17 protein-coding genes and 2 rRNA genes are annotated in these 16652 nt (G+C 39.7%); 10 read left to right on the forward strand and 9 right to left on the reverse strand.

Annotation, left to right across the window (positions count from 1 at the left end):
* Window positions 1-7: 7 nt before the first annotated feature.
* Together NGC85_RS14200 and NGC85_RS14205 are read left to right on the forward strand one after the other, a co-directional pair.
* Window positions 8-919, forward strand: coding sequence for a bestrophin family protein (locus tag NGC85_RS14200; RefSeq protein ID WP_005059571.1), 912 nt, complete (start codon window positions 8-10; stop codon window positions 917-919).
* 54 nt (window positions 920-973) lie between these two features.
* Entirely contained in the window at window positions 974-1765 is a 792-nt protein-coding gene (locus NGC85_RS14205) for a hypothetical protein (protein ID WP_254732027.1), read from the forward strand.
* 22 nt (window positions 1766-1787) lie between these two features.
* Here NGC85_RS14205 and NGC85_RS14210 read toward each other — a convergent pair whose 3' ends face one another.
* Window positions 1788-2639, reverse strand: a complete 852-nt coding sequence (locus tag NGC85_RS14210; RefSeq protein WP_254732029.1) for a PHP domain-containing protein — start codon at window positions 2637-2639, stop codon at window positions 1788-1790.
* 45 nt (window positions 2640-2684) lie between these two features.
* Between NGC85_RS14210 and NGC85_RS14215 the strand changes: the two genes are divergently transcribed.
* From NGC85_RS14215 to mnmC, 4 genes are read left to right on the forward strand one after another with little or no spacing between them, the layout of a single operon-like run.
* Window positions 2685-3296 carry a septation protein IspZ gene (locus NGC85_RS14215; protein ID WP_005059577.1) on the forward strand — a complete coding sequence of 204 codons (612 nt, stop codon included), beginning with the start codon at window positions 2685-2687 and terminating at the stop codon, window positions 3294-3296.
* A 25-nt stretch (window positions 3297-3321) separates the two neighbouring features.
* Entirely contained in the window at window positions 3322-3624 is a 303-nt protein-coding gene (locus NGC85_RS14220; RefSeq protein WP_254732031.1) for a YciI family protein, read from the forward strand.
* A gap of 3 nt (window positions 3625-3627) precedes the next feature.
* Window positions 3628-4074 carry a hypothetical protein gene (locus NGC85_RS14225; protein ID WP_254732033.1) on the forward strand — a complete coding sequence of 149 codons (447 nt, stop codon included), beginning with the start codon at window positions 3628-3630 and terminating at the stop codon, window positions 4072-4074.
* Between the two features lie 17 nt (window positions 4075-4091).
* Window positions 4092-5990 (forward strand): FAD-dependent 5-carboxymethylaminomethyl-2-thiouridine(34) oxidoreductase MnmC, encoded by a 1899-nt coding sequence (gene mnmC, locus NGC85_RS14230; RefSeq protein ID WP_254732035.1) that lies wholly within the window; start codon window positions 4092-4094, stop codon window positions 5988-5990.
* 79 nt (window positions 5991-6069) lie between these two features.
* Here the strand turns inward: mnmC and NGC85_RS14235 are convergent, their stop codons facing one another.
* Window positions 6070-6384 (reverse strand): rhodanese-like domain-containing protein, encoded by a 315-nt coding sequence (locus tag NGC85_RS14235; protein WP_005051405.1) that lies wholly within the window; start codon window positions 6382-6384, stop codon window positions 6070-6072.
* A gap of 90 nt (window positions 6385-6474) precedes the next feature.
* On the opposite strand from NGC85_RS14235, the gene NGC85_RS14240 reads away from it, so the two are divergent.
* The 3 genes from NGC85_RS14240 to NGC85_RS14250 all read left to right on the forward strand — a co-directional run bounded on the left by NGC85_RS14240 (window position 6475) and on the right by NGC85_RS14250 (window position 8043).
* Entirely contained in the window at window positions 6475-6963 is a 489-nt protein-coding gene (locus tag NGC85_RS14240; RefSeq protein ID WP_005051404.1) for a YajQ family cyclic di-GMP-binding protein, read from the forward strand.
* Window positions 6964-6977: 14 nt separating this feature from the next.
* Window positions 6978-7472 carry a DUF4442 domain-containing protein gene (locus tag NGC85_RS14245; RefSeq protein ID WP_254732037.1) on the forward strand — a complete coding sequence of 165 codons (495 nt, stop codon included), beginning with the start codon at window positions 6978-6980 and terminating at the stop codon, window positions 7470-7472.
* A 76-nt stretch (window positions 7473-7548) separates the two neighbouring features.
* Entirely contained in the window at window positions 7549-8043 is a 495-nt protein-coding gene (locus NGC85_RS14250; protein ID WP_254732039.1) for an ester cyclase, read from the forward strand.
* Window positions 8044-8096: 53 nt separating this feature from the next.
* Here the strand turns inward: NGC85_RS14250 and NGC85_RS14255 are convergent, their stop codons facing one another.
* The 4 genes from NGC85_RS14255 to NGC85_RS14270 are packed head-to-tail and all read right to left on the reverse strand — an operon-like array spanning window position 8097 to window position 10380.
* Entirely contained in the window at window positions 8097-8576 is a 480-nt protein-coding gene (locus NGC85_RS14255) for a GAF domain-containing protein (protein WP_254732041.1), read from the reverse strand.
* A 54-nt stretch (window positions 8577-8630) separates the two neighbouring features.
* Complete coding sequence (locus NGC85_RS14260; protein ID WP_254732043.1) at window positions 8631-9047, reverse strand: acyl-CoA thioesterase; 417 nt, start codon at window positions 9045-9047, stop codon at window positions 8631-8633.
* Window position 9048: 1 nt separating this feature from the next.
* Window positions 9049-9483: a thioredoxin TrxC gene (gene trxC, locus NGC85_RS14265; protein ID WP_005059592.1), complete on the reverse strand. Its 435-nt coding sequence runs from the start codon at window positions 9481-9483 to the stop codon at window positions 9049-9051.
* Window positions 9484-10380, reverse strand: coding sequence for an alpha/beta hydrolase (locus NGC85_RS14270; RefSeq protein WP_005051392.1), 897 nt, complete (start codon window positions 10378-10380; stop codon window positions 9484-9486).
* 124 nt (window positions 10381-10504) lie between these two features.
* Between NGC85_RS14270 and NGC85_RS14275 the strand changes: the two genes are divergently transcribed.
* Complete coding sequence (locus tag NGC85_RS14275) at window positions 10505-10840, forward strand: TIGR01244 family sulfur transferase (protein ID WP_005051390.1); 336 nt, start codon at window positions 10505-10507, stop codon at window positions 10838-10840.
* A gap of 466 nt (window positions 10841-11306) precedes the next feature.
* On the opposite strand, the gene NGC85_RS14280 is transcribed toward NGC85_RS14275, so the two are convergent.
* From NGC85_RS14280 to NGC85_RS14290, 3 genes are all read right to left on the reverse strand, one after another.
* Window positions 11307-13166: a YfaP family protein gene (locus NGC85_RS14280; RefSeq protein ID WP_254732045.1), complete on the reverse strand. Its 1860-nt coding sequence runs from the start codon at window positions 13164-13166 to the stop codon at window positions 11307-11309.
* Between the two features lie 300 nt (window positions 13167-13466).
* A 5S ribosomal RNA gene (gene rrf / locus NGC85_RS14285) occupies window positions 13467-13581 on the reverse strand.
* Window positions 13582-13754: 173 nt separating this feature from the next.
* Window positions 13755-16648: ribosomal RNA gene (locus NGC85_RS14290) — 23S ribosomal RNA — on the reverse strand.
* Window positions 16649-16652 lie beyond the last annotated feature (4 nt).

The following is a 16652-nucleotide window of genomic DNA, read 5'->3' on the forward strand; positions in this document are numbered from 1 at the left end:
AAATAACATGATTGTTCGTGACCAGCCCAGTATTTTTAAAGTTTTATTTTCGTGGCGCGGGACGATTTTACCCAAAATTTTACCTTCACTTGGCTTTGTCATGCTGATCTCTGCGATTATCGGTGGAGTCGAATATGTCGGACTCTATCGTTTTCCAGAAATCCCTTTAGTTGGTTTCACTTTAATTGGTGTCGTACTGTCTATTTTCTTGGGATTTAAAAATACGGCTTGTTACGATCGTTGGTGGGAAGCTCGAAAGCTTTGGGGCGTTTTGATTGCTACATCTCGTCACTTTGATCGTGATTGTCGGGTTTTATCACAATCTCGTCGTGAACGAGTCATTCAAAATGTAATAGTATTTGCCAATGTTTTACGAGATCGCTTACGTCATCAAACTGCAAATCCAACAGAATTGACGGAAACAAGTGGTTTAAGTCAACAAGCATTGACTCAACTTTACCAGCAACATAATGCACCACAATACACTTTGAGCCTGATTCAATGGGAATTATTACAGGCAATGAAAGATGGTGAAATCTCCGACATTATTTATACACAAATGAATCGTCATGTTGCTGCTTTAAGTGAGATGCAAACAGGTTGTGATCGTATTGCCAATACACCCATTCCTTTTGCTTATTCTGTTTTATTGAATCGTACAGTGTACTTTTTCTGTTTCATGCTGCCTTTTAGCTTAGGCTCTTTATTGGGTTTAGTGACACCTCTTTTGGTGGGTATTTTGGCTTATACTTTTTTAGGATTAGATGCATTAAGTTCTGAAATCGAAGAACCTTTCGGTACACAAAGCAATGACCTCCCTTTAGATGCAATGGTGCGGTCAATTGAGATTGAATTACTCAGTACATTAGGAAAACCAACACCACCACCAATTCAAGCACAGGATCATAATTTATTGTAAATTATAATTTTTTCATTTATATTGGCGCAAAAATAGAATAATTCGTCTACTTAAATGAAAAAATTATCAAAATTTACATGGTTACCGATAATACCAGGGCTTAGTAAGCTCACTAAATACCTGAAATTGAATTCAGCTGTACTATATTGTCTAGGTATAATGAGTTGGTTTTGTTATTTATTCTCTACACGTTTTGAATTTCTGCCAAAACAAGTATTTCTCTTATTTTTTTTATTTGCTTATCCTTGTTGGCTATATATTGAAAATTATCTTATCTATCCCAAGCAAGTCCGTACAGATTTAAGTTATCGCAGGTTTATTGGATTTAATGCGACCTTGAAAGATATAATTACTATTCAAAATCCCCTAACAGACTATCACTATAAAATTAAGCTCCAAACTAATGAACTTATTCCACAAGACCAACAACAAGAGTGGTTGATTACACCCAACTTATATCCGATCGACTTGCGTGCATTAGTTGGTCATTTTCTTTATATTGAATCATTGAAAAACTCACCTCTCATTTTTAATCTTAAACCCTATTTACTTGATCAAAATCAGCAAGAAATTTTCTTTACTCAATCTCATTTAGAATTTCCAAAAGAAAATGGTCAATATAAAAAGTGCCGATATAACAGCATCAGAAAAGTTGAGTTAGATAACACTCAAGCTGAGAAAGTTCTATCCATTTGGATTAAACAACAAAGCTTTCGGATCTACCTTAATGAAGAACAACTCAAACTAATGGAAACTACTTTCTTTCCAAAGCTTCTCATGTTTTCAAAAAGACAATATTTAATGGTTAAAGATCAGCAAAAACATGGGGTGATTTGGCACTCATGAAATTTACAAACGTCAACTATAGTTATCGAAAGCGTTCCCAAATCCCTTTTTGCCCTTCTTTCACTCGCGGGGTATTACCCAATTTAATCCATGGCATGTTGTCACCATGAAAATCACTACCAATCGAAACAGCCAAATCAAATTGCTCAATCATTCGATCCACCATTTGCCGCGTTGAGGCTGGTTCTATACTAGGTGGCAGCTCAACTGCATCGCCACCACATTCAGCAAAAAGTTCAATCAAATAACGGATATTCGTCGCAGATAAATCATAACGTGTCGGATGTGCTAAAACGGCGAAACCTTGACTGGCATGAATCACATCGATGGTTTCTTTTAATCCAACCCCATCAAACTTAACAAATGCTTTTTTCCCCTCTTTTAGAAATCGATCAAAAGCTTGCTGAGGACGACTGACAATATTTTTTTCAACCAATGTTTTAGCAATATGAGTCCGAGTTACTCGATCTGCGTGACCATCCACTTGGGCGATTACATCTGGATAAATATCAAAATCGATACATTTCTCTAATAAGTGACAGATCAACTTTGCACGTTCTGCTCGTATTTTTTTCTGATTTTCAAGCATCGCTCTTATAGGAGATTCATCTTGCATATTTAGAGCGATAATATGTACACCATAACTTTTTTTAGTATTTGGTCTTGACCATTGACTAGAGATTTCCACCCCAGAAATGATTTTAATATCATGGTCTTGTGCATATTTATTTGCACAAATCAGCCCATCCATTGTGTCATGATCAGTCACAGCAAGCATGTGTATTTTTAAGTCAACAGCAGCCTGTACCAGTTGCTCAGGAGAGAACGTACCGTCTGAGATGAGTGTATGTGTATGTAAATCGACACCGAACATGGTTTGTATTATGCTATCTGACCTATTTCATCATCGTACTGTAACATGAAAGCGTTGCTCGACTATCTTCCAATTATTATCTTCTTTTATTTCTATAAAACCACTGATCCCAAAGATAGTCATCACCCCTTATTAGAGCTTGTAGGAAGTGCAGGAAATACTGATCAAAATCATATTCTTGTTGCTACTTGTGCCTTGCTTATTTCAACGCTCGTTGTTTATGGTTGCCTATTCTTTTTCCAAAAATTTAAATTGGAAAAAATGCAATGGTTCATCGTTGTCATGTCGATTATTTTTGGTGGAATCACCCTCGTTTTCAGCGACGTGACTTACATCAAAATGAAAGCAGTGATTATCAATGTGGGAATTGGAATAGGTTTCTTGGTAACACCATTATTTAATAAAGAGCGTATGCCGATTATTAAAAAACTTTTAGGCTCTTTACTTGAACTGAGTCCTCAGGGTTGGATGCGTTTAAACTGGGCATGGTGTGGTCAATTCTTTTTACTTGCAGGCTTACATTTCTTCTTTGGCTTTGTCTTTATGCAAGGAAAATATTGGGGTGAATTCACGGCTTTTGGAGATATTATCGTTTCTATCAGTTACCTAGCTGCTATACTGTTCTTCTTAAGAAAGCATTTTAAAACCACTGACTAGAATTCTGATTTATTGAGCTGCTGCTATGCCCTATTTTGTGCTGACTTGTACTGATCGTGAAGGTACTTTGGAAAAACGTTTAGCGATTCGCCCACAACATATTGAACGATTACAGAAATTAGATGATGAAGGACGTTTAATTGCTGCGGGTGCCCATCCAGTTGATCCAAACAATCCTCAAGTAGGCTTTATCGGCAGTACAATCATTGTAGAATTTGATAGTCGTGAAGCACTCGATGCTTGGATTCAGGAAGAGCCATTTTTAAAAGAAGGGATTTACTCAAATATTGACGTAAAACCGTTCAACAAAGCTTTTCCAAAAGGATAAGTCATGCACATTGTAGTTAAAAGCCTCTTTGCTTTATCTTTAATTAGTTCTACTACAGTATGGGCAGTTGAACCGACCACGCCAATCACAACGACGTCTCAAGCAGCAACACCACAACAAAAATTGACAGCTGCTGCGACTACAACAGTTAAGCCGTTAACCGCTGAACAAATCGCCAAAGCGAAACAACAGCAAGATGCGAAGGTAAAAGCGCTAGTGCAAGATCAAGCGAGCCGTTTAAAACAACTCGAACGCGCCAACCTTGAAGCATTGTCTCAAAATCAAGAATTACAGTTAAAAAATGATAATTTAACTGTTCAAATTCAAGTGTTGCAAAGTGAACGTAGTGCGCAAATGTTTTTATATGGCGCAATGACAATTGCTGTTGGTGTGATTCTTGGTTTTCTTATTGCCAGTTATATTCACACTAAACGTCGTCGCCAGTGGTAAAACACAAGCTTTAATTTATGCCTTACTCCTCAAAAATCCAAACAGCCGAATTAGACTGGGAATTTATCGATGGTATCGAGATTCCCATTTCTAAGCAGTTTGGTGATGTCTACTTTTCCAAAGATAACGGTCTACTCGAAACTCGTCACGTTTTTTTAAATGGAAATGATTTATCTGAGCGGCTGTCACAACTCAATGACTATCAATACTTTTGTGTTGGTGAGACAGGATTTGGTACAGGTTTAAATATTTTAACCCTGTGGCAACTTTGGCAACAGGTTCGGCCTAATAATCATAGTCATTTACATGTTGTTAGCGTTGAAAAATTCCCATTAAGCAGAACAGATCTCATTCGTGCACTCAATGTTTGGTCTGAACTAAAACCTCTATCTGATCAATTACTTGAACAATATCCTCTAGCGATCGCAGGCTGTCATCGTCTTAGCTTTCCTGACGAAAGATTCAGTATTGATTTATGGTTAGGTGATGCACAAGATATTTTTCCAAGTATCCCTAAAACACAAGCCGTTAATGCATGGTTTCTCGATGGTTTTGCGCCATCCTGTAATCCTGACATGTGGCAACAAAATGTCTTGAATCACATTGTGAAATTATCTGATTTTGGAACCACTTTCGCTTCATTTAGTGTTGCGGGTGTATTGAAACGTGGATTAAAACAACACGGTATTCAAATCAGTCGACCTCGTGGTTTCGGGCATAAACGTGAAATGCTGAAAGCCATTTGGTTAGATACCTCACCCACAACATATGACCTAGCTGATGCAGAACAAAATCATGTAAGGTCACAATCTGTCTTGAAACCAGTACAACGTCAAATTGCGATTATTGGCGCTGGAATCGCGGGTTTAAGCTCAGCATGGGCATTTGCTCAACGTGGTCATCAAGTAACGGTTTATGAGCAAAATGAGCCTCTCTCAGGCGCATCAGGTAATCCTCTAGCCTTACTCAACCCCAAGCTGTGTTCAATTGAACAGGCACACGAACATTTGATGACTTTGAGCTGGCAACATGCCTTGAATTTTTATTCAAGCTTTAAGGCTTTTCGCTCCATTCAAGTTCAGCAACTGGCATTAAAGAATGCAGAGGAATTGCTCGACTTAGTTGAACAATATCCTACAGCCGTTTTATCTGCTCAAGATCAGCAAGATACGACACCTAAAACGAGCTATCCAAGTTTAACGCTACATCAAGCAGGTGCTGTTTCTCCGCAGCAACTACGTGATGAGATTTTGCAGCATCCAAATATCACAATCGAAAGAGCAAAAATTTCACGTTTAAATAATGATGGAAATCAAACTGAGCTTTGGCAAGAACAACAACTCATTTCAACCGCAGATGATGTAATTGTCTGTTGTGCTAAGCAAAGTGCCGAACTATTTGAAAACTACCCTGTATTAAAACCAATTCGTGGACAAGTCAGCTGGCTCGAAAATAGCAGGCAACCGTTAGCTTTAGACCGAGCATTTAGCTATGGTGGTTATTGTATGCAGCTTGATGCATCACATTTAATCCTAGGCGCTTCTTTTTATCCAAATCGAGAAGATACCGATGTACTAAAGCAAGATCATGTGCATAACTACGATCTTATCCACAGCGTTTTTCCTGAATATGCAGAGCAGCTTCCCTCAGTAGACTCATGGCAAGGAAGAGCATCGGTACGCGCTCAAAGCTTGGATTACTTTCCTTTAGTTGGAAAAATGCAAAATCATGAGCGAATTTATACCTTTGCAGGCTTAGGCTCTAAAGGATTTTTATTTGCACCACTGTGCAGTGAGATTTTGGCCGCTTTGGTTTTAGGGGAACTTTGTCCAATTCCACAGCGTTTATTAGATAAACTGAATCCGCAACGTTTTCAAAAGAAAGTAAAAATCAAAAAACCGTATTATTCAGGTTGATTCATTATTTTGATCGTTATGATTATTTCATTTTTTAATTTGCCAAAATACTGAGTATTTTGGCAAATTTTTGGGTCATTTAAGCACCTTGTTCTAAAGGCAAGCCAGCATCACGCGCTGCACGTGTACCACCCATTAATACGACATATTCACGAGAACCATCGATACCGTCTAAAAGTTCTGCTGCTCGAGGTGCTTTACTTCCACCACCACATAAAATATAAATCGGCTGATCCGCTGCAACTTGAGTCAAACTATCCGCATTGATATCAGCAATAGGGCGATTGATTGCCCCTTTGACATGAGCCTCTGCATACGCTTTGGTATCTCGGACATCCCAAATAACAGCATCCTTTGGGAACTCAAATGTTGTAATTTCTTGTTTACGGATCATTGTGCACTCCTTTGATGTAAACAACACTTGGCAAATGAAGAAAACCCCCTTAGCATCTCAGATATTCTTTCCCTTTGTAAAGGTCTAACCATGCCTTCTTTTGATATTGTTTCTGAATTAGAGTTATTTGAAGTCAATCATGCTGTACAAAATACAGAAAAAGAGATTGCAACTCGTTTTGACTTCCGCGGACAAGATGTTTCGATTGAGCTAAATGAAAAAAATAAAGAAATCAAGATCTCGACTGAAAGCGACTTCCAATGTGAACAAGTCTATAGCATGCTTGAAAATCATTTCTTTAAACGCAAAATTGATATTCAAGCTTTAGATCCACAAAAAGCAACGGCTTCTGGTAAAAATGTAGTACAAGTGATTAAACTCAAAGATGGACTTGACTCTGATACCGCAAAAAAAATTAATAAAGCCATTAAAGAAAGTGGCATCAAAGCGCAATCTTCTATTCAGGGAGACAAAATCCGTGTCACGGATAAAAAGCGCGATACACTGCAACAAGTAATGAACTTTTTACGTGAACAGCAATTTGGTCTACCACTCCAATTTAATAACTTCAAAGACTAAGCAATAGGTTCACTATGGCAAAAGATAACCGTCTTTATACGCTAGTTAAAACCACTTCTAAATTTCCCAAAGCTATTCGTAGCACGCTGTGGAGCAAAGCTTTTGGACGTGTAGTTCCAATGGTGGGAACTGCGAATATCCGCTATTTAGAAGTGGATAAAAACCACGTCACTGTACGTATTGAAAACCAACGTAATATGCAAAACCATATTAAAGGCGTTCATGCGGCAGCGATGGCGTTATTGTCTGAAACTGCAACAGGATTTTTAACAGGTTTACATGTACCCGATGATCGCATTTTGTTGATCAAATCATTACATGTTGATTATTTAAAAGTTGCTCAAGGCGGTTTAACTGCAACGGCAACATTATCAGCAGATCAACAAAAATTTATTGCAGATAATGATAAAGGCGAGTTATTGGTTCCAGTCACAGTCGTTGATGATTCTGGTAATCAACCCATCCATTGCGACATGCTGTGGGCATGGTTACCGAAACGTAAAAAATAGTCACTGATCTAAACTTCTTTAAGATTAGTTTTCAACCCAAGATACAAATACAATTATGTTTCTTGGGCTTTTTATTATGAAAAAAATTTATTTTATTCCAATTGTACTCTTTGCAACAGCTCTTAGCGCCTGTACTTCACTTCCCTCAAACACTCGTCACATCCATTCATCAGAACTAACAAATACAAGTAATCTCTCTGAACAAAATAAGAAAATTGTGGTTGATTTCTATGAAGGTGTTTTTTTAAAACATCAAGTTGCAGCATACGCAGATCGCTATATTGGTGATCAATATATTCAACATAATCCGAATGTACCTGATGGTAAGATGCCCTTTGTAAACTTCTTTACCCAAAAATTTAACCATACCCCTCAGGCAAAAAATGTCATCAAGAAAGCAATTGCTGAAGGAGATTTAGTCGTTCTCCACGTGCATTCTACAGAAAATGACAGTGATCGAGGCAGAGCGATTATTGATATATTTCGTGTGGAAAATGGCAAAATTTTAGAGCACTGGGATGTGATACAAAATATTCCTGAAAAGAGTCAGAACTCAAATACTATGTTCTAAACAACACACAAAAAATAAAGCCCAAACTGATTTGGGCTTTATACTTAAAATACTTAAATAAATTTTTCAATCATCAACATCAACTGCTGCAAATATTCCGCATCAATCTCATCAAATTGATTCAGCTCATCACTATCAATATCTAAAACGCCAACACAGTCGCCATTGCTCATTATCGGTAGCACAATCTCCGATTTTGAGGCAGAACTACAGGCAATATGTCCTGGGAACTGATCCACATCTGGCACAATAATCATTTGCTGTTGTTGCCAAGCAGAACCGCACACGCCACGACCCTTAGCAATACGTGTACATGCGATTGGACCTTGAAATGGTCCTAAAACTAATTCATTGTCTTTGACTAGATAAAAGCCAATCCAAAACCAGTCAAACTGCTGTTTCAATGCAGCGCAGATATTTGCAAGATTTGCAATCATATCTGTTTCATCTTCGATGATTGCCTGTATCTGAGGAAGAATACTTTGATATTGATCAGCTTTATGCCCTTGCTGTAAAACTAACTCTTCAGCCATGTTTTTAGTCCGAATTAATTGTGTTGATACAGGCGATTTAGAATACAACTAAGCTTATAGGCTTGCTGCAAATGTTTGCCTAATCTCTTCTGAGATCAATCGTTTCTTACCATTCACATCCACCGCAACAAAAGTAAATACTCCAGCTGTGATGCGAACAGGATCACGAGAGTCATCATGACTATTCCAAACTTCAATTTGCACTTGAACAGACGAATTACCAACTTTTAAAATTTTGGTATAACAACTAATGACATTACCGACTTTTACAGGCACAAGAAAAGTCATCTCATTAATTGCAATCGTTGCACAACGACCTTTACTAAAACGTTCAACATGAATCGCGCCAGCTAAATCCATCTGTGAAACAATCCATCCACCAAAAACATCACCGCTCCAGTTCGTGTCTGCTGGCATTGCGATATTTTGTAAAGATAAAATCCCTTCAGGATGGTTTGAACGTTCGGTCATGTTAATGTCCTTGCTGCTGTAATTGCTGATCTAACCACTGCTGTAATTCTGGTGCACGTAATGCCCCACTGATACGTGCCAACTCAGTAGTTTTATTCATTAACACCAAAGTTGGAATGCTTCGGACATTAAATGCTGCACTTAGGCGAGGATTTGCTTCAGTATCAATTTTAGCGAAAATCACATAAGGATTTTGCTTTGCAACCTGAGCAAAATGTGGTGCCATCATCTTACAAGGACCACACCATTCCGCCCATAAATCAATCAAGACAGGTAAGTCAGAATGACTCATAAAATTACTAAAATTTTGTTCGTTTAATTCAATGGCAGCTAATGGCAATAATGGTTGATGGCATTGTCCACAATTTGGATGAATTGACAGTTTTTCTTCAGGTACACGATTTTTTGCACCGCATGACGAACAGACAATAATCATTTACATCACTCCAATATGTTCATGTAAAAATTCTAATTGGGTTGTGACTGCTTTTTCAAACCAAGAACCATGATAAATATCAAAATGTTTCATTTCCCATTCATGATAGCTCACAAATGGCGCAATATTAGTGGCAGCTTCACGACTCGACGCAATCGGAATCAAAGAGTCATGTTTGGCTGCAATGAATAAAACAGGGATATTAATTTTCCGTACAAACTGGATCGGGCGGTATCGCATTAGATTAAAAAATACACGTGCTGGAACTTCACCACTCCAATAATAATCAGGATTTACTATTGAATGATATCCATAATAACTATCTGCCGTTTGTAAAAAACATAATTTAAACTGATCAACCACAGGTAAGGTTTTCGGAACCAAACCCATTTTAGAACCCATATAGTCTTGGCTAGATCGTTTCAGTGCTTCTGGATAACGCTGTAAAGGATATAACTTAGCTGTCTCAGCACCATCTACATAAGGTACTTGTACCATAACAGCCTGAATGTTTTTAAGATCGGTAGCCAAACTTAATGCATAGCCACCGCTTAATGAAGTTCCCCATAGAATAATTCGACGACTATCAATCAGTTTACAATTGGAAGCATGTTGAACAATCGTCTTCCAATCATCCAACTGTGAGCTTAAAGAAACTAATTCTCTCGGTTTCCCCGTACTCCCTCCCCAATACCGATAATCAAATAAAATAACAGCATAACCAGCTTGCGCGAACCGCTGAGCGTATTGAATCAATTTAAACTGACGTAAACCAGCAAAACCATGCGCCATAATAATCACAGCAGGCTTAATGTTTGATTTGGGAAGATAGAAGTCGGCCGCGATCGTTTCATCACCACTAGGAACATACAACGGCTCTACGGTATAGGTGTGCATGCGCGCTCCATTGCGTTTATCTTATTACTTATCATCACTTATTTACTATAGACATTTAAACTCAAGTTCAAGCTTAATGCTATGATAGAGCATAAAATGTTTTGTTTGTTTTTGGAGTGACAAGATGTCAGATAATATAGGTTTTGCAGGTCAAATTGGACCAGAACATGTAGAACAAGTTGTTGAAAAAGGTTTCAAATCTATAATTAATAATCGTCCCGATATGGAAGGCGGTCCAGAGCAACCAACTAGTGCTCAAATTGAAGAATCAGCACGTAATGCAGGACTAGATTATGTTTACCAGCCTGTTGTTGCTGGTCAAATTACTGAATTAGATGTCCGTACTTTTGCCAATCATTATAATGAACTACCAAAACCTATTTTAATGTTCTGCCGTACAGGTAATCGCTCAAATAATTTATATCAGTTAGCAAAACAAATGGATTTGTTGGATGATTGAATTATATTAAAATTTGCTGTATAAAAAATAGCGAGTACGTAAATACCATCACCAAGCTAAATTCACTACTCGCTATACATTGAACAATTCTCAATGATCGCGCTACTAATTACTTATTTTGGTAGTACATCAAAAGCTATTTTAAAATAATATTTCTGTACTAGAGTCTTAGAGACTAACAATATTATCATACAACGCATCAAGGCTAACTGATCACAAAACCCTATAGCCAGTGATACACTGTGCTCAATATGCACGCTTGCATCTTTTAATCAAAGCGTTACCCCATTATTTTGAGCAATCATTAATTCACTCACCTAACGGTAAAAGTGACAATAATATGTGCTTATGGGTTATATCTAAAAAATTAAAAAAGAGTGTATTTACATACACTCTTTTTAGTTTTTTGATTAACTGACTGGCACTAGCTCATTGTGAGTTATTTTTAGAAATAAACTCAGTTTAATTATGAACTTGGTGTGCAATACACAGGTGTTTGTGCAGGTCTTTTCAAAGAATCTTCATTATTCAGCCATTGTCCAACAGAAATAACACTAATATTACAGTTTGCATCAACTCTTAATGTAAATGCATGCCAAAAATCAGTGCTAGCTGTCTCACCTGCATTTGGAACAAATAATTGTGATCCATTTGGTGTATTCAACTCTACACGAGTTGGTGAATCAGTTATTCCAGGATTATTAGTGCTTGAGTAGTTATGTACAACATAGTGATAATCACCTACCATCAAACGTCGTAAGGTAACAATTTCTGGACCATAACTAGTTGTATCATCCACATCTAAATAAACATATGGAGCTACTGATAGGCTGCCCTTATTAAGATAAGATACCAATGTACCACTTGGTGTAAATAAATGTGAATCAACATCTTGTGGTAAAGCACCCCACGTTAATTTCACTGAAACATTATTCAATAAATTAGTCATTTGCAAACATGGAGACATACTATAACTATTAGTGGTTACTGTGATCTTGTTAGAATTACTTATAGATCTACCCAATTGTGCAGCCACAACAACCGTTGAGTTAGCTTTAGCAGTAATAGTAAACTCTCCATTACTATTCGTGATTGCTGTTGAATATCCAGAATAATCTACACCTTCAAGTGATACAGGCACATTTTGTAATCTATACTTATCCCCAGCTACATTTCCATCGGCTAAACATCCAGTGACAGTAACTGTCTGATATACGGCTGCCGCACTCACAGTACCAAACTGGGTCGTAGTCCCAATATAATATTTTCCATCAGCAGATAAAGTTAGCATATTTGAACCATCGACTACCCAATAACCTTTTACAGCATCATATACATACAATGGTGTTGTTGCTGGTAGTGATGCAGTTCTTGATATAACAGGAATGCGAATAGTTGCTAGACTACCCGATTTAAGAACTACATTCGCATTATTAGCATCAGTAGCATTAATAATCATAGCACCGAAACTTTCAATCTGTTGTCTTTGCCCAGCACTATCAACTGCAACTAACTCATCTGGTAATTGATGAATGTTAAGTATTGAATTAATTGGGGTAATATTTATTGAAATATTACCCACAATAGGTTGACTGTCTGTACGTACCAAACTATTGGCAGCGACATCAACTTGAGTAGATGAATTTCCCAAATTTACGCTGCCACCAATTGTTGCATTCAAACTGCCAGCTAACTGTAATGGTAATAATTGAATATTAACATTACTTGGTTGACCAGAAATTACATCAAGGACAAGTGATTGTTGTGCAAAGCCTTGACTACTCACATGAAAAGGAACTCGACCACTAGTTGTGATGTTACTTAGGGTTACATCTCCATTTGCACTAGTTGTCATTGTTTGAGTACCAACTTGAATTTGTGTATTGGCTAAAAGAGCACCTGTCGCCCCGTTAAAAACTCGAGCAGTTACTGCGCTAGTAGTTTCTGATAAAGGGGTTATCCTTATAGTTTGCGTAGCTGTGGTTTGCCCTGCTTCTACAACAACATCAGCATTAAGCTCCTCATAACCATTCACTGTAACTTTGGCAGAATGAGTTTTTCCACTTTCTAATCTAAATGTAGCAATACCTTGTTCGTTCGTTATTACTTCTGATTCACCAATCTTGACAATTGCTGCGGGAATAGCAAAACCTGTTACATCTCGTATAATCACAGTTACTGTTGCTATCTGCACTACAACTGAACCGTTAGTATTTCCACCATTATTTTTTCCATAATATCCATCACCCCCACCACAACTTGCCAACAAAACGGATACAGCAATTGCGGACAACTTTAATATAAGTTGCTTTTTATTCATGCTCATTTCTACCCCCAGTTTAATACCACTATGGAATTAATTTTTTCATTATAAAAAATTTTTTTAATGTAATCATAATATTGGTTTTATGTAAATATGCTTAATCTTTAATAAATGATTATTAAGGTGATCTCAGTCAAGTAATTATTTAAAAAGGAGATTTTTATTTATTTTCTATCATTGAAAATAGAATACTAATATTTTTTGAAATACTTATTAAAATTATTATATGAATAAAAAAGATTTAGCTCAAGTTAATAAAAAACACCCCCTCATCTTTCGATCAGGGGGTGTTTTGAATTTAAAAGCTGGCGATGACTTACTCTCACATGGCAAGTGCCACACTACCATCAGCGCGAAGAGGTTTCACTTCTGAGTTCGGGAAGGGATCAGGTGGTTCACTCTTGCTATTGTCGCCAGCAAACTGTTGTGGTGTTTTCGGGTCTTATTCACGATGTAATCATCGTATGCCTTACTTACGGTCCAAAGAGTTATTAACGGATTAGATAATTGGTCTGTATTGTAACTAGTTTGTACACTAAATCAAGTTAAGTATTGAATTTATCTTGAATACAACAACTGTTTGGGTGTTGTATAGTCAAGCCTCACGAGCAATTAGTATTGGTCAGCTTCACACGTCACCGTGCTTCCACACCCAACCTATCAACGTCCTAGTCTCGAACGGCTCTTTAGAGGACATAAAGTCCTAGGGAAATCTTATCTTGAGGTAGGCTTCCCGCTTAGATGCTTTCAGCGGTTATCCCTTCCGAACATAGCTACCCGGCGATGCCACTGGCGTGACAACCGGTACACCAGAGGTTCGTCCACTCTGGTCCTCTCGTACTAGGAGCAGATCCTCTCAAATTTCCAGCGCCCACGGTAGATAGGGACCGAACTGTCTCACGACGTTCTAAACCCAGCTCGCGTACCTCTTTAAATGGCGAACAGCCATACCCTTGGGACCTGCTTCAGCCCCAGGATGAGATGAGCCGACATCGAGGTGCCAAACACCGCCGTCGATATGAACTCTTGGGCGGTATCAGCCTGTTATCCCCAGAGTACCTTTTATCCGTTGAGCGATGGCCCTTCCATACAGAACCACCGGATCACTAAGACCTACTTTCGTACCTGCTCGACTTGTGGGTCTCGCAGTTAAGCGCGCTTTTGCCTTTATACTCTACGCGTGATTTCCGACCACGCTGAGCGCACCTTCGTACTCCTCCGTTACTCTTTAGGAGGAGACCGCCCCAGTCAAACTACCCACCAGACATGGTCCTCGCCCCGGATTACGGGGCAGAGTTAGAACCTCAACATTACCAGGGTGGTATTTCAAGGACGGCTCCATTGGAACTAGCGTTCCAACTTCAAAGCCTCCCACCTATCCTACACAAGTAAGGTCAAAGTTCAATGTCAAGCTGCAGTAAAGGTTCACGGGGTCTTTCCGTCTAGCCGCGGGTACACTGCATCTTCACAGCGATTTCGATTTCACTGAGCCTCTGCTGGAGACAGCGCCGCCATCATTATGCCATTCGTGCAGGTCGGAACTTACCCGACAAGGAATTTCGCTACCTTAGGACCGTTATAGTTACGGCCGCCGTTTACTGGGGCTTCGATCAAGAGCTTCGCTTACGCTAACCCCATCAATTAACCTTCCAGCACCGGGCAGGCATCACACCCTATACGTCCACTTTCGTGTTTGCAGAGTGCTATGTTTTTAATAAACAGTTGCAGCGGCCTGGTTTCTGTGGCTGCCAATAGCTCAGGGAGCAAGTCCCATCACCGTCAGCAGCGTACCTTCTCCCGAAGTTACGGTACCATTTTGCCTAGTTCCTTCAGCAGAGTTCTCTCAAGCGCTTTGGTCTACTCGACCTGACCACCTGTGTCGGTTTCGGGTACGATTCCTGTGTAACTGAAGCTTAGAGACTTTTCCTGGAAGCATGGTATCAGCCACTTCACTGTACAAGTACAGCTTGCTATCAGCTCTCAGCATAGAGCACCCCGGATTTGCCTAAGATGCATGCCTACAGCCTTCCACCTGGACAACCAACGCCAGGCTGACTTAACCTTCTCCGTCCTCTCATCGCATTACACAGAAGTATTGGAATATTAACCAATTTCCCATCGACTACGCCTCTCGGCCTCGCCTTAGGGGTCGACTCACCCAGCCCCGATTAACGTTGGACTGGAACCCTTGGTCTTTCAGCGAACGGGTTTTTCACCCGTTTTGTCGTTACTCACGTCAGCATTCGCACTTCTGATACCTCCAGCATACTTCTCAATACACCTTCATCGGCTTACAGAACGCTCCCCTACCACTTACGCTAATGCGTAAATCCGCAGCTTCGGCACATAGTTTTAGCCCCGTTACATCTTCCGCGCAGGCCGACTCGACTAGTGAGCTATTACGCTTTCTTTAAAGGGTGGCTGCTTCTAAGCCAACCTCCTAGCTGTCTATGCCTTCCCACATCGTTTCCCACTTAACTATGATTTTGGGGCCTTAGCTGGCGGTCTGGATTGTTTTCCTCTTGACTACGGACGTTAGCACCCGCAGTCTGTCTCCCGGATAGTACTCATTGGTATTCGGAGTTTGCATCGGTTTGGTAAGTCGGGATGACCCCCTAGCCGAAACAGTGCTCTACCCCCAATGGTATTCGTCCGAGGCGCTACCTAAATAGCTTTCGGGGAGAACCAGCTATCACCAGGCTTGATTAGCCTTTCACCCCTATCCACAAGTCATCCCCTGGCTTTTCAACGACAGTGGGTTCGGTCCTCCAGTTAGTGTTACCCAACCTTCAACCTGCTCATGGATAGATCGCCTGGTTTCGGGTCTACACCCAGCAACTAAACGCCCTATTAAGACTCGATTTCTCTACGGCTCCCCTATTCGGTTAACCTTGCTACTGAATGTAAGTCGCTGACCCATTATACAAAAGGTACGCAGTCACCGAACAAGTCGGCTCCCACTGCTTGTATGCATGCGGTTTCAGGATCTATTTCACTCCCCTCACAGGGGTTCTTTTCGCCTTTCCCTCACGGTACTGGTTCACTATCGGTCAGTCAGGAGTATTTAGCCTTGGAGGATGGTCCCCCCATATTCAGACAAGGTTTCACGTGCCTCGCCCTACTCGTCATCATTGTGTGTGCCCTTTCGTGTACGGGAATATCACCCTCTACGTTCGCACTTCCCAGAGCGTTCCACTAGAACACACACAACTTAATGGGCTGCTCCCCGTTCGCTCGCCGCTACTAAGGGAATCTCAATTGATTTCTTTTCCTAAGGGTACTGAGATGTTTCACTTCCCCTCGTTCGCTTCATAAACCTATGTATTCAGTTTATGATACCCGCCTTATAGCGGGTGGGTTCCCCCATTCAGAAATCTCCGGATCAAAGGATATTTGCCGCCTCCCCGGAGCTTTTCGCAGGCTATCACGTCTTTCATCGCCTCTGACTGCCAAGGCATCCACCACATGCACTTAATTACTTGACTATAC

Source organism: Acinetobacter sp. Z1, from assembly GCF_024296945.1.
GTDB lineage: Bacteria > Pseudomonadota > Gammaproteobacteria > Pseudomonadales > Moraxellaceae > Acinetobacter > Acinetobacter beijerinckii.